Annotated in this window: 17 protein-coding genes; 6 read left to right on the forward strand and 11 right to left on the reverse strand. The window is 72.3% G+C overall.

Annotated elements, in window-relative coordinates:
• Nucleotides 1-168: 168 nt before the first annotated feature.
• Entirely contained in the window at nt 169-1,677 is a 1,509-nt protein-coding gene (locus tag A3CQ_RS0106990; protein WP_020510209.1) for a PP2C family protein-serine/threonine phosphatase, read from the forward strand.
• A 26-nt stretch (nt 1,678-1,703) separates the two neighbouring features.
• Here A3CQ_RS0106990 and A3CQ_RS0106995 read toward each other — a convergent pair whose 3' ends face one another.
• Nucleotides 1,704-2,099, reverse strand: coding sequence for an ATP-binding protein (locus tag A3CQ_RS0106995; protein ID WP_020510210.1), 396 nt, complete (start codon nt 2,097-2,099; stop codon nt 1,704-1,706).
• Complete coding sequence (locus A3CQ_RS0107000; protein ID WP_020510211.1) at nt 2,096-2,413, reverse strand: STAS domain-containing protein; 318 nt, start codon at nt 2,411-2,413, stop codon at nt 2,096-2,098. Before A3CQ_RS0107000 ends, A3CQ_RS0106995 begins: the two co-directional genes overlap by 4 nt.
• Before the next feature lie 173 nt (nt 2,414-2,586).
• On the opposite strand from A3CQ_RS0107000, the gene A3CQ_RS0107005 reads away from it, so the two are divergent.
• Nucleotides 2,587-3,300, forward strand: coding sequence for a laminin G domain-containing protein (locus A3CQ_RS0107005; RefSeq protein WP_020510212.1), 714 nt, complete (start codon nt 2,587-2,589; stop codon nt 3,298-3,300).
• 84 nt (nt 3,301-3,384) lie between these two features.
• Nucleotides 3,385-4,914 carry a serine/threonine-protein kinase gene (locus A3CQ_RS51770; protein WP_020510213.1) on the forward strand — a complete coding sequence of 510 codons (1,530 nt, stop codon included), beginning with the start codon at nt 3,385-3,387 and terminating at the stop codon, nt 4,912-4,914.
• Between the two features lie 228 nt (nt 4,915-5,142).
• On the opposite strand, the gene A3CQ_RS0107015 is transcribed toward A3CQ_RS51770, so the two are convergent.
• Both A3CQ_RS0107015 and A3CQ_RS0107020 read right to left on the reverse strand, forming a co-directional pair.
• Nucleotides 5,143-6,729: a cellulase family glycosylhydrolase gene (locus tag A3CQ_RS0107015; protein ID WP_020510214.1), complete on the reverse strand. Its 1,587-nt coding sequence runs from the start codon at nt 6,727-6,729 to the stop codon at nt 5,143-5,145.
• Nucleotides 6,730-6,763: 34 nt separating this feature from the next.
• Entirely contained in the window at nt 6,764-8,869 is a 2,106-nt protein-coding gene (locus tag A3CQ_RS0107020) for a glycoside hydrolase family 3 N-terminal domain-containing protein (protein ID WP_040431911.1), read from the reverse strand.
• 312 nt (nt 8,870-9,181) lie between these two features.
• Here A3CQ_RS0107020 and A3CQ_RS0107025 point away from each other — a divergent pair, with 312 nt between their 5' ends.
• From A3CQ_RS0107025 to A3CQ_RS51775, 3 genes are all read left to right on the forward strand, one after another.
• Nucleotides 9,182-10,192, forward strand: coding sequence for a LacI family DNA-binding transcriptional regulator (locus A3CQ_RS0107025; RefSeq protein WP_020510216.1), 1,011 nt, complete (start codon nt 9,182-9,184; stop codon nt 10,190-10,192).
• A 93-nt stretch (nt 10,193-10,285) separates the two neighbouring features.
• Nucleotides 10,286-11,044 (forward strand): class I SAM-dependent methyltransferase, encoded by a 759-nt coding sequence (locus tag A3CQ_RS58825; protein ID WP_281171449.1) that lies wholly within the window; start codon nt 10,286-10,288, stop codon nt 11,042-11,044.
• 33 nt (nt 11,045-11,077) lie between these two features.
• Nucleotides 11,078-12,325, forward strand: a complete 1,248-nt coding sequence (locus A3CQ_RS51775; RefSeq protein ID WP_020510219.1) for an MFS transporter — start codon at nt 11,078-11,080, stop codon at nt 12,323-12,325.
• Nucleotides 12,326-12,523: 198 nt separating this feature from the next.
• Here the strand turns inward: A3CQ_RS51775 and A3CQ_RS51780 are convergent, their stop codons facing one another.
• The 7 genes from A3CQ_RS51780 to A3CQ_RS51790 form a co-directional block, all read right to left on the reverse strand.
• Nucleotides 12,524-14,113, reverse strand: a complete 1,590-nt coding sequence (locus A3CQ_RS51780) for a lipase family protein (RefSeq protein ID WP_020510220.1) — start codon at nt 14,111-14,113, stop codon at nt 12,524-12,526.
• A gap of 85 nt (nt 14,114-14,198) precedes the next feature.
• Nucleotides 14,199-15,887: a DUF8588 domain-containing protein gene (locus A3CQ_RS0107050; protein ID WP_020510221.1), complete on the reverse strand. Its 1,689-nt coding sequence runs from the start codon at nt 15,885-15,887 to the stop codon at nt 14,199-14,201.
• Nucleotides 15,884-16,627, reverse strand: a complete 744-nt coding sequence (locus A3CQ_RS0107055) for a soluble NSF attachment family protein (protein WP_020510222.1) — start codon at nt 16,625-16,627, stop codon at nt 15,884-15,886. Before A3CQ_RS0107055 ends, A3CQ_RS0107050 begins: the two co-directional genes overlap by 4 nt.
• Nucleotides 16,620-16,883 (reverse strand): hypothetical protein, encoded by a 264-nt coding sequence (locus tag A3CQ_RS0107060; protein WP_281171441.1) that lies wholly within the window; start codon nt 16,881-16,883, stop codon nt 16,620-16,622. The genes A3CQ_RS0107055 and A3CQ_RS0107060 overlap by 8 nt, the downstream gene beginning before the upstream one ends.
• Nucleotides 16,884-16,893: 10 nt before the next feature.
• The gene (locus tag A3CQ_RS0107065) at nt 16,894-17,667 is read right to left on the reverse strand and encodes a hypothetical protein (protein WP_020510224.1); all 774 of its coding nucleotides are present in this window, start codon (nt 17,665-17,667) and stop codon (nt 16,894-16,896) included.
• 3 nt (nt 17,668-17,670) lie between these two features.
• Nucleotides 17,671-18,858, reverse strand: coding sequence for an AAA family ATPase (locus tag A3CQ_RS51785; RefSeq protein WP_020510225.1), 1,188 nt, complete (start codon nt 18,856-18,858; stop codon nt 17,671-17,673).
• Complete coding sequence (locus A3CQ_RS51790; protein ID WP_051115179.1) at nt 18,855-20,924, reverse strand: ATP-binding protein; 2,070 nt, start codon at nt 20,922-20,924, stop codon at nt 18,855-18,857. Before A3CQ_RS51790 ends, A3CQ_RS51785 begins: the two co-directional genes overlap by 4 nt.
• Nucleotides 20,925-20,926 lie beyond the last annotated feature (2 nt).

Consider the following 20,926-nt stretch of genomic DNA (forward strand, 5'->3'; position numbering starts at 1 on the left):
GCGTTTCGCGAGAGCCGAAGTTGCGTGATATGGCCATAACGCGAAGACGGACCGGTCGGCGGAAGGACCCCAGCTAGCGGCGGCCCATTCGAGCCCGTTCTTCCGGCGCGCCGATGTCACCCGTCCGTCGTAGCCGGACGAACGGCTCCGCGCCCTTACCCTGAGACGGTGGCAGACGACGCCGTGACCTCCGCCATACGCGAGGTGCTGTCCGTGATCCCGGCCGGCTGCTCCTGGCTGCTGCCCGTGACCGATGACGACGGCGAGGTCACGGACTTCGCGATCGCCGCGGCCAGCGGCAGCGGCCACGACGTCTACCGGCGCGGCACCGACCGGGTCGACTCGCGGATCGGCGAGATCTATCCGAGCATCGTCGGCGGGCAGCTCTGGCGGCTCTACCTCAAGGTGCTGCGCACCGGCGAGCCCGCGGAGCTACGCGAGTTCCGGTACGAGGAGAAGCGAGCCGGCGTCGTGCCGCGCTCGCTGTTCGACGTGACCGTCCACCCCGTGCTCGGCGGCCTGCTGGTCTGGTGGCAGCGCCTGGACGAGGACCGCCGCCGCATCGAGCGCACCGAGCAGCTCGGCAACCTGGGCTGGGCCGAGTACGACCTGGTCACCGGCGAGAGTCAGTGGTCGCCCGGGATGTACCGCCTGTTCGAGCGCGACCCCGAGCTGGGCCCGATGTCCCAGGCCCAGCAGGCCGCGGCCATCGACCCCGACGACCGTGGCCTGGCCGAGGCGGCCTGGCTGACCATGGAGAGCGGCGGCGTCTCCGACATCACGGTCCGCTTCCGCATCGGCTCCACGGTCAAGCACACCCGCATCCTCTCCGACGTGGTCAGCGACGCCGAGGGCGCACCGCTGAAGGTTCACGCCGTGGTCCAGGACGTGACGGTCCGCGAGCAGACCCGCGACGCGATCGAGCGCCTCAGCGACCAGTTGCGCACCCGCGAACTGACCGCCCTGGCCGAGCACCGTCTGGCCGCCCAGCTGCAACACATGATCCAGCCGGTACCCGCCGCGCCGCTCACCCTGCCCGGCCTGGAGGTGATGGTCGGCTACCTGCCGGCCGAGAGCGCCATCCGCGTGGGCGGCGACTGGTACCACGCCCAGGACCTGGCCGACGGCCGCACTGTGCTCGCGGTCGGCGACGTGGCCGGGCACGGCCTCTCGGCCGCGAGCAGCATGGCCCACCTGCGCTTCGCCCTGATCGCCTGGCTCGCGATCGGCATCGACGACCCGGCCACCCTGCTCGGCCACCTCAACCGCCTGTGCGGCCGCCTTCGCGTGACCGGCACCGCGGTCATAGCCGTCTACGACCCCGCCTCCCGCGCCCTGAGCTGGGCCCGAGCCGGCCACGCCGCTCCCCTGCTGGCCCGCGACGGCACGGCGATGCCCCTCGAGCTGCCGACCGGCCTCCTGCTGGGCGCCGACGACGAGGCGACCTACGAGATCCTCACCCCGTGCCTGGCCGCCGACGACCTGCTGCTGCTCTACACCGACGGCCTGGTCGAGCGCCGGGTCCCCGGCATCCCCAGCCTGCTGAGCGACGTGATGAAGGCCCTGGCCGCAGCCTCCGCCGAGCCCCCCGGCCAGGCCTTGCGCGGCCTGGCCCCCGCCCTGAACCGCCCCAGCCCCGACGACGACACCTGCACGGTGGCCGTCCGAGTCCTCTGACCCACCGCGAGCGAACCGGCAGGGTCTTAGAACAGCATCCCGAGACGCACCGCGGTCCCGTCGCCGTCCGGGTAGACGCCCACCTCATCGCAGATCCGCTCGACGATCGCCAACCCCCGGCCCCGCAGCTCGTCCGCGGCCGGCATGGCCCGCCCGAACCCCGGCGGCCTCCCCCCGTCGACGACCTCGCAGCTCACCCTGTCCGCCTCGCCCCAAACACGCACCACGCCCCCGCCGTCCGTGTGCTGCAGCGTGTTCGTGGCCAGTTCGCTGACCGCCACCGCCAGCAGATCGGATCGCAGGCGGGACAACCCCAGCGCCTCCGATTCCGCGCGTACGAACTCTCGCAGCAGAGCCAGATCCCCGGGCTCACGGTACGCAGCCTCGGCCGGGCGGGTAGCGGGTGTGTGCAACGGGCTCACTCCCTGCCGTTCCGGCCGAGCAGCGCCCGCACACCGGTGACGTCGAGGACGGCGGCGACCGAGCCGGTCGGGTTCTCCAGGTAGATGTGCCCGCCGCGCTCGACGGCGGCGCGGTGGGCCGCGACCAGCCCGTGCACGCCGCTCGAATCGAGGAAGTCGACGTCGGCCAGATCGACCGTCACGGTGGCGGACCGCCCCACGGCGGCCAGGAGGGTGGCGACGAGCTCTTCGCGTACGGACAGATCGCACTCGCCCGTGAGGAAGACGCGGACCCCTTCGGTGTCGTCGGAGGTCGTGGCCGCGAAGCGTGCCATCGATACCCCCTCCCCCTGTCCGGTCGCAGCCATCATGTCATCCGGCGGCCACGCTTCCAACGGTTTCCAACCGGCGAGCGACCCTGTCCCCACTTCTGGTATTACGGGGCAAATTTCATGATTAGTATCGGTCTGTCTTATCGCATCGGGACTGCTCAAACGGGGGCCGCGCCATGGGAATCCGACGCTTCTGGATCGTGACGCTGGCCGCGTCGACCGCTCTCGCGGCGGGCGCCGTTCCGGCCTCCGCCGTGCCGGCCGGTCACGTCTACACCATCGCCAGCTGGGCGATGAACGAGCCGGCCGGGGCCCGTGTCATGCGGGACGGCAGCGGCAACGGGCACAACGGGATGATCGGCTCCGAGGTGATCACCGGCGGGTTCTACCGCTTCACCCGGCTCGAGCCCGACACCCCGCCGCCCCACCCGCGCCATCTCGTCGTCGTGCCCGACTCGTCGGCGCTCGACCCGGGTACCCGCGATTTCGAGATCACCCTGCGGCTGCGGACGGTCTACCAGTTCGGGAACATCATCCAGAAGGGACAGGCGACGGTCCCCGGCGGGAGCTACAAGCTGCAGATCCCCAGTGGCCACGTGCAGTGCTGGTTCCGCGGCGCGGCCGGCCAGGTGCTCGTCACGGCGCCCCGGGCGATCAACGACGGCAACTGGCACGTGGTGACCTGCACCCGCTACTCCGACGGCGTGGCGCTGGTGATCGACGGGGTCAAGGTGGCCGGCCGCTGGGGCGCGACCGGCATGATCTCGAACTCGTGGCCACTGTCGATCGGCGGCAAGACCTCCTGCGACCAGCGGACGGTGGGCTGCGACTACTTCGCCGGAGATCTTGATTACGTACGGATCGACGCCGCGGATCAAGACTGGCAGTAGCGCCCGCAGCACGCTCCGAGAACCCGGCGCGCCGCATCACCCGCAAGGTTGACACTCGGGGCCGGTGCGGGCGAATGTTCGTCAATGACCGATGAGTGGCCGAGCGCGGGAACCCTGCTGGCGACCCGCTACCGCCTGGTCGCCCTCCTCGAGACCGGCGGCATGGCGCAGATCTGGCAGGCCGGCGACGAGCTGCTGGGCCGCCCGGTCGCCATCAAGCTGCCCACCGGCCCCCAGGTCGCCTGGCGCGAGGCCCGGATGGCCGCGAAGCTGTCCCACCCCGGCATCGCCGCCGTGCACGACTACCGCGAGGCGGTCCGCCCGGACGGCACGGTCGCGCCGTTCGTGGTGATGGAGCTGCTCGCCGGCGAGACGGTCGCCGCCCGGCTGGTGCGCGAGACGTTCACCTGGCAGGAGGCGGCCCGGGTCGGCGCGGCGGTGGCCGACGCGCTCGCCTCGGCGCACAAGGGCGGTGTGGTCCACCGCGACATCAAGCCCGGCAACGTCATGCTCACCCCCACCGGCGTGAAGATCCTCGACTTCGGCATCAGCGCCGCCGCCGGCGAGCCGGACGACGACGACACCGGCGCGACCTTCGGCACGCCGGCCTATGTGGCGCCGGAGCGGCTGGACGGCATGCCGGCCGAGCCCGCCACCGACGTGTACGGGCTGGGCGTGCTGCTGTTCGAGATGGTCACCGGGCAGCCGCCGTACCCCGTGGACACCTGGGACGAGCTGGACGAGGCCCGGCTGAAGGGTCCCGACGTGCTGCCCGAGACGCTGCCGGCGGACTTCCGGGCCGTGGTGAACCGCTGCCTCTCCGAGGACCCGGCCGACCGGCCACCGGCCGACACGATCCGCTTCGAGCTGACCGCGCTGTGGCTGGCCGAGCAGCCGGAGAAGGACGAGGCCGCGGAGCCGGCGCTCGAGCCGGAGCCGGCCATCGAGGCGCCTGCCGAACCCGCGCCATCGGTGGCCGCCGCGGCCGATTCGCAGCCCTCGCGGCGTCCGCGGGTCGCCGAGCTGTGGCCGTCGCAGCCGCCCGCCCGGCCGACCTCGCCCTCCCCCAACGGCTTCAGCACGGGCAGGGTCGCGGCCGCGACCCTGCCGATCACCGAGCCGCAGCCCCGGCGCCGCCTCGCCCTCGCGCTCGCGCTGCTGGCCCTGCTGGTGACCGCCGGCGGCATCTACGTGGTGATCCACCGTCCCAAGGAGCGCGTCGCCGCCACCCCGCCCGCCCCCGCCAACCCGGCGACCCCGTTCTTCTCCCCCAACCCGGCGACGGACGCGCCCACCGCGGCCCCCACGACCACTCCGCCCACGTCCGCCACGCCGTCGCCCACCCCGAAGCTGAGCTTCGACGACGCGGTGAGCCGCCTGCGTAGCGCGGTCGAGGACAGCGCCGCCCGCGGCAAGATGCGCAGCGACGTCGCCCTCGACCTGCTCAACCTGATCCGCCCGCTGGAGTACGCCGACACCAACGACATCGAGGCCCAGGTCAGCGCCCTGCGTATCAAGATCTCCGGTCGCGCCCGCGAGGGCAGCCTGACCGCCGCCCAGGCGTCTCTCCTCCGCGCCCGCCTGGCCGATGTGGATCGCGCCGCGGGCATGTGAACGACCGGGTTCGCCGACGCCCCGGGCGCGGCGCGGTTGACGAGCGCGACGGCAACCCGGCGGCCACCCCGCCGGCAACCGGGCCGCACCCGGACCGGGCAACGATCGAACTCCCCCGAGACGCGGGAACCCTGGGAAGGGGTGAGCGGTGCGGGCCGCCCGGAGGCCCGCACCGCTCGGTCCTGCTCCCGGCGCCCAGCGCCGGGAAGTGTCGCTAACGGCGGGCGATCACGAGCACGTCGCGCCGTTCAGCTTCACCGAGGCCGGATTGCTCGCCGTCCCGTTGGCCGTGAAGCCGACGGTTACCGACGCGCCCGCCGCCAGCGTCGCCGCGTACGTCGGCGCCGCCGCGGTGATGGTCGTGCCGCTCTGGGTGACCGTCGCGTTCCAGCCGCTGCCGAGGGTCACGCCGGACGGCCAGGTCCAGGTGACCGACCACGGGTTCAGCGAGCCGCCCGTGTTCTTGACCGTCAGCGAGCCCTGGAAACCGCCCTGCCACGCGTTGTCCTGCTTGTAGGTGGCCGTGCACGCCCCGGCCGGTGGCGGCGACGACGTCGTGGCGGAGCCCGTCGGCGTCGGTCCCGTGGTGGTGGTCGAGCCGACCGGCGGGATCAGGTACGGGCCGATGATCGCCTGCTTGGCCTGGTTGACCGTCGTCCAGTCGTCGTTGGCGATGCCGCCCGTGTCGCCCGAGTTCGGGTTCCACGACCAGTAGGTGAACGACATCCCGTTGACGCCCGTCCCGGTGTACGCGAGCAGGCTCTGCAGCCACACCTTGTCGATGTTGCTGGCGAGCGTGGTCCCGAACTCGCCCATCATGATCGGCGCGATGTTCTGCTTGTACAGGTAGCCCCAGTACTTGTCCCAGATCGCCGGCATGTTCGCCGGGTAGGTCGGGTCGTCGAACCAGGTCTGGTGGTAGACCGACGTGGCGTACTCGTGCGGCGAGTACACGAGGCGGTTCGCGACGTTCAGGCGTACGGGATAGGTCCCTGCCTTGGAGAGGTTGCCACCCCACCAGCCGCAGTCCTCGTCGTTGCTGGTGTCGTTGTCCCAGACGTTGGACAGGCCGCCGCTCGGGCAGGACACGCCCTCGACGAAGATCAGCCAGTTGGGCTGGACCGAGAGGATCGCGTTGCCGGCCCGCTCGGCGGCGAGCCGCCAGTCGCGGGCCTCGACGCCGCAGCCCCAGCAGGCGCCGGTGGCGGCCGGGTTGGTGCCCTCGGCGTGCGGCTCGTTGTGCAGGTCGGCGCCGATCACCGTGGTGTTCCCGGCGTACCGCTGGGCGAGTGCCTTCCAGTTGGCGATCCAGGTGCTCTCGGGTACCGCGGAGGTGTACCAGAGCGCGGTCTGCCCGGCGGCCGTGGGGCGGTGCCGGTCGAGGATGACCCGCATGCCCTTGGTGCCGACGTACCCGATGACCTTGTCCAGGATCTGCAGCGGCGACAGGTTGAGAAGGTCGGGATTGGTGTTGCTGTTGATGCTGGTGGCGACCGCGTCGGGCTTGAGCGCGTCGTCGGAGAACGGGATCCGCAGCGTGTTGTAGCCGAGCGAGGCCATCGTGTCGATCTGGCTGCGCCACGGGTTGCTGGCCCACAGGCCGTGGAAGGTCTTGTTGTCGGTCTCCATGCCGAACCAGTTGATGCCGGTCAGGCGCACCGTGGCCCCGGCGCTGTCGATGATCTTGTTGCCGCTGGTGTGGAGGTAGCCGGTGCCGGTGCCGCCGGTGGCGGCGGAGGCGGCGGGCAGCGCGGCCATGAGGCCGGCGACCAGGGCGCCGGCTGCTGCGGTCGCTAACGCGACGCGTCGGAACATGGGGTGCTCCTACGGTGGGGGGAACGGGGAGTTTTCACGTCGCGACGCAGGGGCCGTGACGTGCCTTGCAACCGCCGGCGATCGGGACGGTGATCACCAACGGGGTCGAGGGGGCCGAGCGGTTCCCGGCCTTGTCGCGCGCGACGATCGTGTACACGTAGCGCCCGCCGGGCGTGAGCGTGCCCAGCGCGTAGGTCGAGGTGGTCGTGGTACCGACGAGCGCGCCGTCGCGCAGGACGTCGTATCCGTCGACACCGCTGCCGCCGGCGTCGGTCGCGGGCATCCAGTGCAGCTCACGGGAGGACGCGGCCGGGGTGCCGGGCCGGCTGGGTGCCGCGGTGTCGGGTGGGCGTTCGGCATAGCTCAGGCCATATCCGTACGCGTAGAGACCGGTCTTACCATCGCCGTCGTTGATGGTTTGTTGGTCTGACGACCGCGGCCAGGTCACGGGGAGCCGGCCGGTCGGGGCGTAGTCGCCGAAGAGCACGTCCGCCACGCCGCCGCCCTCGCTGCCGGGCAGCCACGCCGCGACCAGCGCCGCCCAGCCGTCGACCTGGCCGGCGATGTCGAGCGGCCGGCCCGAGACCACGACCACGATCACCGGGATGCCGGCCGACTTCAGCTTCGCCAGGACCTGACGGTCCTCTACGTCGAGGGCCAGGCCGCCGGGCCGGTCACCCTCCCCTTCCGCGTACGGGGTCTCGCCGACCACCGCGATCGCGGCGCGATATGTCCCGTCGACGCCGTCGCCCGCGCGGTCGTACGTAATGGTCGTACCGTTCCCGGCGACGTCGCGGATGCCCTGCAGGATCGTCGTGCCCGGCACGGTGTCGCCGCTCGCGCCCTGCCAGGTCAGCGTCCAGCCGCCGCACTGGTTGCCGACGTCGTCCGCGTTCTTGCCGGCCACGAAGATCTTCCCGCCGGTCTTGGCCAGCGGCAGCACGTCGTTGTCGTTCTTGAGCAGCACCTGCGACTCGCGGACGGCCTGCCGGGCCAGCGCCCGGTGCGCGGCGCTGCCGATCGTGCCCGCGTAGTCGCGGTCGGCGTACGGGTGCTCGAAGAGGCCGAGCTCGGCCTTCTTGGTGAGGATGCGCCGGACGGCGTCGTCGATCCGGGACATCGGGATCCTCCCGGTCTCGACGGCGTCGCGCAGGTAGCCGAGGAAGGTCTGCCAGTTCTCCGGGACCATGAGCATGTCGAGGCCGGCGTTGACCGCGGTGACGACCTCGTCCTCGGTGAAGCCGGGCCGGCCGTCGAGCTGGTCGATCGCCGCCCAGTCCGAGACGGTGAAGCCGGTGAAGCCCAGCTCGCCCTTGAGCACGTCGGTGATCAGGTACTTGTTCGCGTGCATCTTCACGCCGTTCCAGCTGCTGAACGAGATCATTACAGCGCCGACGCCCCGGTCGACCGCGGCCTTGAACGGCGGCAGGTGGATGGCCCGCAGGTCGGCCTCGGTCAGTTGCGTGTCGCCCTGGTCGTCGCCACCGGTAGTGCCGCCGTCGCCGAGGTAGTGCTTGGCCGTGGCCAGGATTCGCGCCGGCCCGGTCTCCAGGCCGTCGATGACGCTGGTCATCTCGGTGGCGATCTCGGGGTTCTCGCCGAACGACTCGTAGGTGCGGCCCCAGCGGTCGTCGCGGGCCACGCAGAGGCAGGGCGCGAAGGTCCAGTCCGGGCCGGCCCCGGTGACCTCCTCGGCGGTGGCGGTGCCGATCCGCTGGACGAGGCCCGGGTCGCGGGTGGCGCCGAGGCCGATGTTGTGCGGGAAGATCGTCGACCCGTACACGTTGTTGTCGCCGTGCACGGCGTCGATCCCGTACAAAATCGGGATCTTGAGGGGTGTGGCCAGCGCTCCGCGCTGGTAGCCGTCGTAGAGGTCGGCCCACCCGGCCGGGGAATTGTCCGGCGGGGCGGAGCCGCCGCCGGAGAGCACCGAGCCCAGGCGGTACTCGCGGACGTCGTCGGGGGTGACCGCGGCCCGCTCGGCCTGCGTCATCTGCCCGATCTTGTCGGTGAGCGACATCCGGCTCATCAGATCGCCGACCCGGTCGGTGGGTGGCTTGGGCCGGGAGTCGCAGGCGGAGCCGAGCACGACGAGGCCCGCGACCGCCATCAGGGTGGCGAGGTACCGCTGGACTCGCATCGTGGTCTCCACAGTGTGTCGATCGAATGACATCATCGTGTCATGGGAGCGCTCCCATCTCAATGTCTTGCTAACGTGCCCGCGTGGATCAGCAGTTTTCTGGGCCGCTTTGCCGTCTCCGACGAGGCGAAGTGCCCGGCTGATCATGTTGCGTACTGTGCGATGCAGGTACTTTGTGTCGGGCGCGGCGGTGTGCGCGCCATCGGGTGCGACTCAGGTCGCGCCATCGGGCGCGGCGGAAGTCGCGCCATCGGGTGCGACGGAAGTCGCGCCATCGGGTGCGACGAAGGTCGCGCGGAGGAGGTGCCACGGATGACGGCGGATCGGAGCCGGGCCAGCGGCCGGCCGACCCTGGAAGAGGTCGCGCTGCGCGCCGGTGTCGGCCGCGGCACCGTGTCCCGGGTGGTGAACGGCTCGGCGCAGGTCAGCGCCCGCGCCAAGCAGGCCGTCGAGGACGCGATCGCCGAGCTGGGCTACGTCCCGAACCGGGCGGCCCGCACCCTGGTCACCCAGCGCACCGACTCGGTCGCGCTGGTGGTCTTCGAGTCCGGCGAGCGCTTCTTCGCCGAGCCGTTCTTCGGCCGCATCGTGCAGGCCGTCTCCTCGGTGTTGGTGGCCCGCAACCTGCAGATGGTCCTCATGATCGCCCAGGCGCCCGAGGAGCGCCGCCGGCTGGAGGGCTACCTGACCCGCCAGCACGTCGACGGCGCCCTGCTCCTCTCCCTGCACGGCGACGACCCGCTGCCGCACCTGCTCGAGGAGCGCGGCGTGGCCACGGTCCGCGTCGGCCGCCCGATGTACGCCGAGCGCGGCACCTTCGTCGACGCCGACAACCGGGCCGGCGCCCGCGACGCCGTGGCCTATCTGCAGGCCCAGGGCCGCCGCTGCATCGCCGCCATCACCGGCCCGCTCGACATGGCCGCCGGTATAGCCCGTCTCGACGGCTACCGCGACGTGGTCGGCGACGGCCCGGTCGCGTTCGGCGACTTCAGCCAGGAGAGCGGCGCCGCCGCCATGTACCGCCTGCTCGAGCAGTACCCCGAGGTCGACGGCGTCTTCGCCGCCTCCGACACGATGGCCGCCGGCGCCCTGCGCGTCCTGCGTCAGTACGGCCGGCGCGTACCGGAGGATGTGGCTTTGATCGGCTTCGATGACTCGGTCATCGCCCGCCACACCGAGCCCCCGCTGACCAGCGTCGACCAGCCCATCGCCGAGATGGGCCGCGAGATGGTCCGCCTCCTGCTGGCCAAACTGGACGGCGACGACCTGGGCGACAGCGAGGTCGTCCTGCCCACCCGCCTGGTGATCCGCGAGTCCGCCTGACCGGATCCCGACCGTTGACGAGGACGGTGGGTGAGCCAGGAATCCGCCGGCTCGGCATGGGGTGGAGTCGAGCCGATGACGTATGGATCAGCGATGGCGGCCGGCTACGACCGCGGGCGTGGTCTTCGTTCTCGGGACCTCGGGAGATGGATGGCCGCGGCGATCCCGTACCTGCCCTCGGCCGGCGGCCGGATTCTTGACCTCGGTGCCGGCGCCGGAAGGTTCAGCGACGCCCTCGCACGGTCGTGCGGAGCGAGCGTTGTCGCTTGTGAGCCGTCGGCGGCCATGCGAGCGGCACTTCGATCGAACCTTCCGGATGCGTCTGTTGTCGGCGGTGAGGCTGAGGCCATTCCCTTTCTTGCCGGTGTCTTCGACGCTGTATGGGCTTCCCAGGTTGTCCATCACGTCAAGGATCTACCGGCCTTCGCCGCCGATCTGCGTCATGTTCTACGGCCACAGGGTCATCTGCTGATCCGTGGCGGCTTCGGCCCGGTCAAGGATCTGCTGCTGTACAGATACTTTCCGCATGCCTGGGCGGCACGCAGCGCGGTGCGACTCACCTTGGAGCTGATTGCTGGTGTGCTGGCCGGCGCCGGTTTCGCGATGGTGGACCACGTCCAGGTCGAGCAGACTTTCGCGCAGAACGCCGAGGAATTGGTGAAGAAAGTGGAAGCCCGGTCATTGAGTCCGCTCGCCGGCTTGCCCGGCCAAGCTTTCGAGCATGGACTGTCGGCGCTGCGGAGTGACGCCGACAACGGAGCTTTCGCCGGACCGATTGTCGATCGACTGGACCTCGTGGTCTTCCGTGCGCACCATCAGGCTCCGGCAGGCGAGCAGGACCCGTTCGCTTGATGCCTCCGTTTTGGGCGGGCAAGGTGAACCCTCGTGTCTGAAGCCGAAACGCCGGAGGAGCGGCCACTGCGCTCGCCGGCGTTTCGTTGGTTCTTCATCGGCCGCTCGGTCTCCCTGGCCGGCAGTTTCATGTCGCCGGTCGCCCTCGCGTTCGGAGTCTTGGAGAGCACCGGCAGCGGAGCCTGGCTGTCCGCGGTTCTCGCCGCCGCCGTGATCCCGATGGTCGCCACCATGCTGATCGGCGGCGGCATCGCCGATCGCTACCGCCGGGACTCCGTGCTTCGCCTGACCAGCCTCGGCGCCGGCATCGCTCAGGCCGGCGTCGCCGTCGTCCTGCTCACCCACCAACGCCCCTCGCTGCTGCTACCGCTGTCGGCTCTCAACGGCATCTTCCAGGGACTGACCACGCCAACCCTGCGAGGCATCCTCGCGAACCTCGTGTCCGGCCGCGCTCTGCAACAGGCCGGCTCGTTGGTAGCCTCCGCCGGCAACATCGCCCGCATCCTCGGGCCGAGCGCCGCCGGCCTGCTGACCGCCTCGGTCGGCGGCGGCTGGGCAATCGCCGCGGACGCGGCCACCTTCCTCGCCTCGGCCGCCTGCTTCGCCCGGATCTCTCTGCCCGAGCTACCACCACGAGCCGTGGGCGACCCCTCAATGCTGCGCGCCATGTCCGAAGGATGGACGTACTTCCGGACCCAGACGTGGATCTGGTCGGTGACACTGGCCTTCGCCGTCTTCAACGCGACCACCATGGGGTTCTGGCAGGTCCTCGGCCCGGTGATCACGAGCGACACCGTCGGCCCCAAGGGCTGGGGACTCGCGCTCAGTGCCCGCGGAGCCGGGGCGCTGCTGGCCAGCCTGATCCTGGTGAAGTTGCCGATCATGCGGCGGCCGATGACGCCGGCCATGACCTCCATGGCGCTGGCCACCCTCCCGCTCGTTCTGCTCGGCGCGGGAGCGAACCTTGCCTGGCTCGTGACGGCCACGTTTGTCGCCGGCATCGTCGCCGAGTTCTTCACGGTCGTCTGGGTGACGGTCACCAACACTCACATCCCGGAACGTCTGCTCTCCCGAGTGAGCGCCCACGACGAGTTCTGGTCGTTCCTGTCCCTACCCATCGGGCAGATCTCCGCTTCCGCCCTTGCTGCGGTGGCCGGCACCACGACGGTCGCCTTCGCGGGCGGCGGCTTGGGAGCGGCGGCAATGCTGCTGGCGGCACTCGTCCCCTCGCTTCACCGCATAGAGATCAACAACAAGGCCGCAGCGGAGGCCGCTCGCTGATCCACGCACGCCGGGGCCCTTTGCGCCGCGTCTTGGTGAGCAGAGCAGGGCGTCTTGGTAAGCAGAGCAGGGCGTCTTGGTGAGCAGAGCAGGGCGTCTTGGTAAGCAGAGCAAATGGGCGACAACGCACCACCCCGCGGGCCGCCCCGCCGGGGCCCATTTGCGCCGTCACCATCACCCGGCGGGCGGGTGGGGTTTCTAGCCGCAGGTGGTGTGGGCCTGCTTGCCGGTGAAGCGGTCGCGGCTCCACTGCATCAGCTCGGGCAGCAGGGGCGAGTCGCCGGTGAAGATGCCGACGTGGTCGCGGCCCGGGTAGGTGCGGTAGTCGACCCGGGTGCCGGTCGCACATTCCATTCGGACGTACGCGTCCTGCACGGTCGCCGGCACGGTGGTGTCGGCGGCGCCCTGGCCGATCAGCACCGGCACGCCGATCGGGCGGTCCGGGACGTTCTGCCGCAGCCGGTCGCCGAACGGGCCGGTGCCCGGCGGGGCCGACCAGATCGACCGGCCGCCCAGCAGCCGCGACAGGCCGGAGACGTCGTCCAGGCAGCGGCCGGCCAGCTCCCGGACCGGCACCCGCGCGGTGGCCCGCACGTACGAGTCGAAATGGACGTCGGGATAGGTCTCGCTGTAGGCCTCGATCAGGTATGCGGCGTAGACCCCGTCGCCCCACAGCTCGGCCAGCTCCGGCAGGCCGCTGCCGGGGGCGAGCGCGGCCACCCCGGCCAGCCCGGCCGCCGGCGCGTAGGACGGCGCGATGATCCCGCTCCACAGGGCCGCGTTCCCGCCCTGCGAGTGTCCCCAGACCAGCGTCTTCCCGCCGAGGACAAGCCCGCCGAGACCGCCGGCCGCCAGCACCGCGTCGAGCAGCGAGCGGGCCTCGCCGAGCCCGATCAGGAACGGATGCGGTCCGCTCGTGCCCAGCCCGGAGTAGTCCGGGGCGATCACCACCCAGCCGGCGGCGAGGGCCTGCGCCACGTCCGGGATCGAGTCGACGCCGACCGGATCGGGCCCGAGGGACGGCGCGCAGCCGGGGGTGATGCCGGTCGCGCCGTGCGCCCAGACGACCACCGGGCGCGGCCCGGCCGGCGCCGCGTTCGCCGCGACGACCACCGCGCTGGCCACCGTCGCGCTGCCGTCCTCGCGGGTGGTCGTGTAGAGGATCCGCCATGCGTGCGCGCCGGCCGGGAGCCCCCGCGTCAGGGGCTCGCTGCGTACGAGCACGCCGTGGCCGGCGGGCCGGTCCTTCGGAGCGGCGTAGAAGGCGCCCGGATGCGGGTCGGTCGCCCGCACGACCAGGCCGGCGGCGAGCAGCGCGACGATGGCCACCGCCGCTCCTATCCGCCACCGGCCGCGGGCCGCCACGAGCAGGCCGGCCGCGGTGAGGAACGCGCCCGCGGCGTACCCGGTTGCCGACGGCCGGATCAGGCAGATGAGCGCGACCATGACGCCGGCCGCGATCAGCGGTGGACCGGTGCGGCGCCGGATCAGCGCGACAGCGAGTGGGCCCAGAACGAGGACGGCGGCGACGACCACGGCCAACTCCCGCATCGTGACCTCCGGCCGGCTGACCAGAACCGCGCCGGCCGCGGCGACGGCGGCCGCGAGCACGGCGCCCCAGGGCAGCTCGGTCAGCGCGAGCAGGGCCAGGCCGGCCGGCACCAGCACCGCCAGCGCCGCGGCCGATTTCCAGTCGCCCAGCAGCACCACCGCGCCGGCCGCCGCGGCGAGCAGTCCGAAGACGACCCCCGGCCGGCGGCGCCCTCCGACCGGCACGAGCCATTGCACGCCCGCAGTCTGGCATGGCCGGGTGACCCGGCCATCCCCCGTCCGCGACAACAAGTTCAGCCGGGAGACCGACGCCGCGGCCCGATCACCGGCCCTCGGCCTGCAGGGCCGCCCGTTCGTAGAGGCGGGCCGCACGCAGCAGGGAGCCGTTGCGGCGGTGCAGACCGGCCGCCTCCTCCAGGCGCCCGGCCAGCTCGGCCTTGAGGGCCTGCTCGTGCCACGTGCCCGGGGTCGCGGTCTCGTCGCTGCCACCGCGGCGCAGCCGCCACCACGAGGCGGTGTTGGAGCGGCCGCGGGCGGGTTCCGTCGCCGGCAAGGTTGCCGGCTGGACGGGATCGGGCCGTACGCCGTCGAGCAGAGCCCGCAGGTCGCCGTCGGCCGCCTGGGTCACCACCTCGGGCAGCTCGCCCACCCACAGCGCCCACACCGGCACGGCCGCGCCCAGGTCGAAGGCCCACCCACCCTGCGGGGTGAGGACCACCGCCCGGTCCTGGTCGGCGCCGAACAGCTCCCGCCGCGCCGACGCCGGGACGTCCGGGCGCAGTGCGTAGCCGAGCGGCAGGTAGAGCGGGCCGGGGCCGACCGCGTACAGCGGCAGGCCGGCCGGGACGCGTTCCAGGACGCCGCCGGGAGCGATCAGCAGGTGCCGGTCGCGGCCGCGGACGATCTGTGCCGTCTCGGCCAGCGGGTCGCCCTCGAGCAGCAGCCGGGCCGTCGGCAGCTCGGCGTCGTCGAACAACACCGCATCCAGTACGCGATAGGGCGTACGGCGGGGCACGACGCGCACCGCCGGCAGGCGTGTCTCCAGTGGCGAGGCCGCGAGCTCCTCCTCGGCCAGCGGGTAGTCCTCGGCGACCCGGACCAGGCCGGCGCTGTCGGTGAAGTCGCCGAGCGGCTCCAGGCGGCGGCAGCCGAACGGCGAGGTGGCCAGCACCCAGGTGCCCGCGTCGACCAGGCCGGCGAGGACGTGGTCGGCCAGCGGCGCCGCGACCGCGTGCTCGATCAGCAGCTCGTGCCGGCCGCCGGCCGCCCGGCAGGCGACCAGGGTCGGGTCGCGGGTCAGGGCGGTCACGAGCGCGGGCGGCAGCGTGTCCTGCGGCGCCGCGACGACCAGCTCGATCATCGTGGCCGGCTCGGCCGGCTCGTTGCCGTTGCTGTTGCCGGTCGCGAACAGCGGGTGCAGCCGCACCGGGCGGTGCCGGACGCTGAGGCCGAGGTCGATGGCGCGGCGGATGACGTGCGCGGTGTCGGCCCCGCCGAGCAGCAGGTGCAGCTGGTCGATCGGGCGCACCGGCACCCGGCGCACCCCCGCGGCCCGCAGCAGCGTCAGCACCTCGGTGCGGACGAGACCGCCGAGCTCCACCGCGTCGTCGGCGCCGGCCTCGGAGGGCGGTCCGGGCTCGGGCGGCGGCCCATACCCGAGGTCGGGCAGCAGCGCGCCACCGACCAACACGTACGGCGTGGCCGAGGCCATCCGGGCGAGCTGCCGGCCCAGCTCGAGCTCGATCGGAACCGTCACCCACCAGTCGCCGTTCTCGCCGGCGCGCAGCGGCGTGATCTCGGCCGCGGCCCGGGTCGCCCGGAGCACGCCGACGAACGCCAGCGCGCCCGACGCGGTGGCGAAGCGTCCGGCATAGACCACGTCGGGGACCGGCGGCGGCGCGGGCGGGGTGACCGTCGGCGGCGCCGGCCGTTGAACGGGCGGGGGGACCGGGTTGGACAGCGGTTCGATGTACTGCAGGGGCCGTCCGGCGGCCTCGCGTGGACTGGTCATCGGGCAGCTCCTTCCTGGATTCCGGGCGGTAGCACAAGCTCCTCGCCGAGCGTCTGGGTGGACCATTGGCGCCAGCGGCGGATGGCGTTGTCCCGCAGGCCGCGCACGGACGCGGCGAACACGAGGGCGGCCTGGTCGTGCCGGCGCATGGCGGTGGCGACGCTCACCGCCCACTCCTCGACCGGCTGGGTGTCGAGGGTGGTCACGCCGGCCAGCGCCCGCTGCACGTCGAGGAGCACCTTCAGGCCGCGCCGGGCGGCGACCTGCTCGGCCGCGTCGCACCGGGCCTGCACGAGCCGCCAGCGCAGGCTGACCCCGAGCCGCTCGGGCATCTCCTTGCGCCGGTTCAGGAGCTGCTTCTCGAGGTCACGCTGGTGGGCGGCACCTTCGAAGTCCTGGAGGTCGAGATAGCGCTCCTTCTCGCGGCGGACCACGGCGATCTGCTCGTCCAGCCCGTCGGCGGCGAAACCCTCGACCTCGGTCAGGTCGCCGTGTTCCTCGACGATCGCGCGGGCCGCCGGCACGTCGCCGATCCGGTCGGCGAGCAACCAGCCGGCGTGGTCGACCGGGCCGATCTGCCGATAGACGTCCGCCGCCGGGGCGTACATCTGCTGCTTGAGGTAAATGTCGAGCGCGCGCTGCTGCTCGCCCGCCTCCACGAAGCACCGGGCGGCGTCGGCGTGCTCGTTCGCCTCCTGGTAGCACTGGGCGGCGAGCTGCATCAGGTACCGGTCAGCCATCCCGCTGCGGATCCTCCCGGGTGGACGTCGGCGCCTGTTCGTCGGGCACGATCGTCGTGTACGTGGTCGTGGTGACGCCGGGGTCCACCTCGTCGATCCGGGCGTTACGCTCGATCACCCGGGCCACGTCGGCGGCCGCCTCGTCGTGGCGCTGATCGTGGTGCGGTTGCCGCGGGCCGGTGTCGACGTCGTCCACCTGGAAAAATTCAACTTCACCGGTTCCCGTACGGAATCGGAACTGCACCCTCACCCGCATGGTGTGCCCTTCACGCGTCGTACTCGAACTCGATGTCGATCACGCCGTCGTGCTCGACGCTCCGGACGCCGGTGGCGCCCCGGGATCGGGCGAAGGCCAGGATCGCGTCCCGGTACGCCTCGGCGAGCGCCTGGTGGAACAGCCCCCGCGCCTGCACCCCGACGGCGGCGAGCTGCTCGGCGGCGATCCGCTGGACCGACTCGGCCCGGTCGGCGGACTGCCGCTGCAGATCCTCCCGCGCGCGCCGGGCGGCCTCCTCGCTGAGACCGGCCTCCTGCTCGGCGTCGATCTCCCGGCGGCGGGCGGCCCGGGCACGACCGGCGGCCGCGTCGAGTGCGCCCTCGGCGTTGTGCCGGGCCATTCGCCGGGCGTGCGCGATGTGGAACGGCGTCGCCTGGTCGTCGTAGTAGATGCCCACGCCCTCGGACTCGACCGTCTGGTCGAGCTCGGCGCGCACGGTCGCGGCCGCGTCGCCGTGCCCCACCACCGCGGCCCGGGACACCGCGACGATCTCGATCTCCCGCGTCGCCGTGTGGTAGAGCAGGTAGCCGCCGTCCACGTCGCGCCGGAAGACCCCGTCGGTCTCGGTCCAGTCGGGGTTGCGGGACAGCACCGCGAACAGCGCGGCCAGGGTCGGCGCGCCGAGGCTGCCGTCGAGCGCCTCGCGGACCCGGGCCTCGCCGGACACCTCACCGCGCAGGGTCACCTGCCGGCGCGTCTCGTGCTCCCAGGCCTCGGCGATGCGCCGGGTGGCCCGGGCTCGGATCCGCCGCGGGTTGCACATGACTCAGACCTCCGGCTCGAACCGCTCGCGGTAGGCCACGACGGACTCCCGCTCGGCCTGCTGGAGCTGCCCGAGAACCTCGCGGGCGTCCGGGTGGTCGCGGTGCACCTCGGTGGTGAGCCGGCGCAGCCGCCGCATGACCTCGCGCCACTCGTCCGCGGTCTGCGCCGCCTCGCGCAGCCGGACGACCTGGCGCATGTCGAGGGTGACCTCGGTGATGTCGCGGACCCGCCGCCCGGACTCGTGCACCGGGACCTGGTGGTCGGCGAGGATCCGTCGGATCGAGGCCTCGTCCTGCGGCATCGTCCACAGGTGCACGAGCTGGCTGAGGTCGGCGAGCTCGGCCCGCGGCCGGCCGGCCAGCAGCGCGGAGGCCGCGAAGGTCTTCATCGCCTTGACCGCGCGCCGGTCGGAGAAGACCACGCCCTCGGAGCGGAACGCCCGCAGGATCTCGGCGAACGCGTCGCGGACGCCGGAGACGTCGATGTCGGCCACCGCCGTCTGCAGGTGGGCCAGGTCGCCCAGGGAGAACGAGACGTCCCTCGAGTCGGCGGCCCGCTCGGCGCCGGGCGCGTCCTCGCGGATCCGGTCGCGCTCGCCCCGCCAGCCGATGTCGAGCACGTCCTCGATCTGGTCGTCGGCGACGTAGTCGAGGTTGCACCGCAGCAGGAAGCGGTCCGAGAAGGCGGCCAGCAGCGGGTCGTCGGGGATCTCGTTGGACGAGGCGAACAGCGAGACCAGGTCGACCTCGACGACCTCGCTGCCGTTGTAGAAGCGGCGCTCGTTGACGATCGTGAGCAGCGAGTTGAGGATCGCGCTGCTGCCCTGGAACACCTCGTCGAGGAACGCGATGTGCGCCTCCGGCAACATGCCGGCCGTGTTCACCCGGTACACGCCGCCCTGGAACGCGGTCAGGTCGAGCGGGCCGAACAGCTCGGCCGGCTCGGTGAAGCGGGTCAGCAGGTAGGCGAAGTACCGCACGTCGAGCAGCCGGCGCAGCCGGTCGATGACGCTGCTCTTGGCCGTGCCGGGCGGCCCGATCAGCAGCGCGTGCTCCCGGCAAAGCGTGGCCATGCCGATGATGTCGATGACGTCGTCGCGGTCGATGAACTGGGCCTTGACCTCGTTGAGCCGGGTGGCGAACGTGGCCGCCTTGATCCGGATGTCACGGTCGAGCTGCACCACGGTCACGAGCTTTGCTCCTCTTCGGAATCGGTGCGTTGGGAAGGCATCCGGATGACGGGACCGGATCCACCGGCCTCGACGGTCTCGGTGACGGCGACCTCGCGGTCGGCCGGGGGACGCCGGGGTGTCACGCGGGCCGGCGTGATGACGGTGAGCCCGGCCCGGCGACCGGGCCGGTGGCCGGCGGTCTCGACGGTGCTGTCGATCTGGTGTTCCTGCTGGCTCAGTCGCAGGGCTCCGACCAGCTCGCCGAGCCGGCGGGCGTCGGCCCGGCGGCGCGGATAGCCGACCAGTTCGTCGGCGCGGGCGTCGCGGAAGATCGACCGGATCTCGTCACCGTTCATCTTGTCGGTGGCGCGGCTGATCCGGTCGAGCAGCTGCTCGGAGACCTCGACCTGGAAGTGCTTGGCGTGCACCCGGGCGATCTCCCGCCGGGCGACCTCGTCGGGCAGGTCGATCCGGATCGGCCGGAACCGGCTGGGCCGCAGCAGGGCGTCGTCGATGATGTCGATCCGGTTGGTGGTGCCGATGATCAGCACCGGCACCTCGGGGCGGAAGCCGTCCAGCTCGGTCAGCAACTGGGCCACGATGGCGTTGCCGGCCCGGGTACCGCCGTCGCTGCGCCCGGAGCGGCGCCCGGCGATCGAGTCGAACTCGTCGAACACGACCACGGTCGGGGCGTTCCGGCGGGCCTCGGCGAACAGCTCGCGAACCTTCCGCTCGCTCTCACCCACGTACATGTCGGTGATCTCCGGCCCGGAGACGACCTGGATGGTGGCGTCCATGGCGTTCGCGACGGCCTTCGCGAACAGCGTCTTACCGGTGCCGGGCGGCCCGTGGAAGATGAACCCGCGCGGCACCAGGTCGTGCCGGAGGTTGTCGGGCAGCTCGGCGGCGCCGCCGACGATCTCGACGGCCCGCTTGAGCTCCTCCTTGACCGTGTCGTAGCCGCCGATCTGGCCGAAGGTGACCGTCGGCATCTCGAACGAGCTCGACGTCTTGGCCTTGAAGACCCGCAGCTCCTGGACGAGGTCGGCGAAACGCGGCGGTTCGGCCTCCGCCCCGGCGACCGGCCGGTGCTGGTGGAAGGCGAAGCGCAGGGCGTGCCGGAGCCGGACCGCGTTCATGCCGGCGATGTGCTTGTACAGCTCGGGGGCGTCGAACCCGGCGAAGAGGCCGGCCTCCTCCCGGGTCACCAGGGCGCGCCCGACCGGGATCCGGCGGCGGTCGGTGGTGATCACCTCGCGGGGCAGGATGTCGAGCGCCAGCCGCACGGCGAACCGGTTGGCCAGCACCTCGGGGACCATCAGCGACGGGTCGGTGAACCCGAGCAGGATGCACTCGCTGCGCGAGTACAGCACGTCGGTCAGCTCCCGGGCCTCCGGAGTCAGCGCCGCGTCGCTCCCCCCGGCCAGCAGGTCGAGGTGGGGCACGACGACGACCTGGTCGGGCTTGGCGTCCCGGACGACCTGGCTGAGCGCGGCCAGCAGCGCCGCCCGCCGGCCCGCGCCCATGCTCATCACGTCGCCGGCCGGGGCGTCCGGCAGCTCGCCGAGCAGCGTCTCGCGCCCGGCGCGGCCGGGCACCTCATTGATCAGGTGCTCGACCAGCAGCTTCTCGCACCGGATCAGCACCGACAGGCCGCTGTGCAGGTACGCGGCGGCGCGGTTGATCTCCTGGTCGTGGGCGATCAGCACCGCCTCCCGCTCGGTGACCTTCTCGGGGTTGGCGTCCGCCAGGGTGAGCGTCGGTGCCGGGGGCTGCTCGTCGTCCGGCGGCTCGGCCTCCGGTTCCGGGGACTGTCCGGCGGCCCCGTCGCCGCCGGTCGAGAACGGGATCGGGATGCCCGGCGGCAGGTACAGCGCGGTGCCGGCGTCGCCGAGCGGCACGGCCCGCAGCGCGAGCACCCGCACCGGGAGGTCGAGGTGCTCGACCTCCAGCGGCTGCAGGCTGAACGCCGGGTGCTCACGCAGCAGCTCGCCGAGGGTCAGGCCGGGCTCGTCCGTCTGCGACATGAAGTAGCGGTCGTTGAAGGCCTCGACGTCGAGCGGGGCGAAGGCCAGTACTTTCATCG

This window comes from Paractinoplanes globisporus DSM 43857, from assembly GCF_000379645.1.
In the GTDB taxonomy this organism is placed as follows: domain Bacteria; phylum Actinomycetota; class Actinomycetes; order Mycobacteriales; family Micromonosporaceae; genus Actinoplanes; species Actinoplanes globisporus.

Coding starts and splice junctions, on each gene's coding strand:
- A3CQ_RS51770 (WP_020510213.1), top strand. CDS start 3,385: ATGACCGATGAGTGGCCGAGCGCGGGAACCCTGCTGGCGACCCGCTAC.
- A3CQ_RS0107025 (WP_020510216.1), top strand. CDS start 9,182: ATGACGGCGGATCGGAGCCGGGCCAGCGGCCGGCCGACCCTGGAAGAG.
- A3CQ_RS58825 (WP_281171449.1), top strand. CDS start 10,286: ATGGCGGCCGGCTACGACCGCGGGCGTGGTCTTCGTTCTCGGGACCTC.
- A3CQ_RS51790 (WP_051115179.1), bottom strand. CDS start 20,924: ATGAAAGTACTGGCCTTCGCCCCGCTCGACGTCGAGGCCTTCAACGAC.
- A3CQ_RS0107060 (WP_281171441.1), bottom strand. CDS start 16,883: ATGCGGGTGAGGGTGCAGTTCCGATTCCGTACGGGAACCGGTGAAGTT.
- A3CQ_RS0107015 (WP_020510214.1), bottom strand. CDS start 6,729: ATGTTCCGACGCGTCGCGTTAGCGACCGCAGCAGCCGGCGCCCTGGTC.
- A3CQ_RS0107055 (WP_020510222.1), bottom strand. CDS start 16,627: ATGGCTGACCGGTACCTGATGCAGCTCGCCGCCCAGTGCTACCAGGAG.
- A3CQ_RS0107065 (WP_020510224.1), bottom strand. CDS start 17,667: ATGTGCAACCCGCGGCGGATCCGAGCCCGGGCCACCCGGCGCATCGCC.
- A3CQ_RS0107050 (WP_020510221.1), bottom strand. CDS start 15,887: ATGACCAGTCCACGCGAGGCCGCCGGACGGCCCCTGCAGTACATCGAA.
- A3CQ_RS0107005 (WP_020510212.1), top strand. CDS start 2,587: ATGGGAATCCGACGCTTCTGGATCGTGACGCTGGCCGCGTCGACCGCT.
- A3CQ_RS0107000 (WP_020510211.1), bottom strand. CDS start 2,413: ATGGCACGCTTCGCGGCCACGACCTCCGACGACACCGAAGGGGTCCGC.
- A3CQ_RS0107020 (WP_040431911.1), bottom strand. CDS start 8,869: ATGCGAGTCCAGCGGTACCTCGCCACCCTGATGGCGGTCGCGGGCCTC.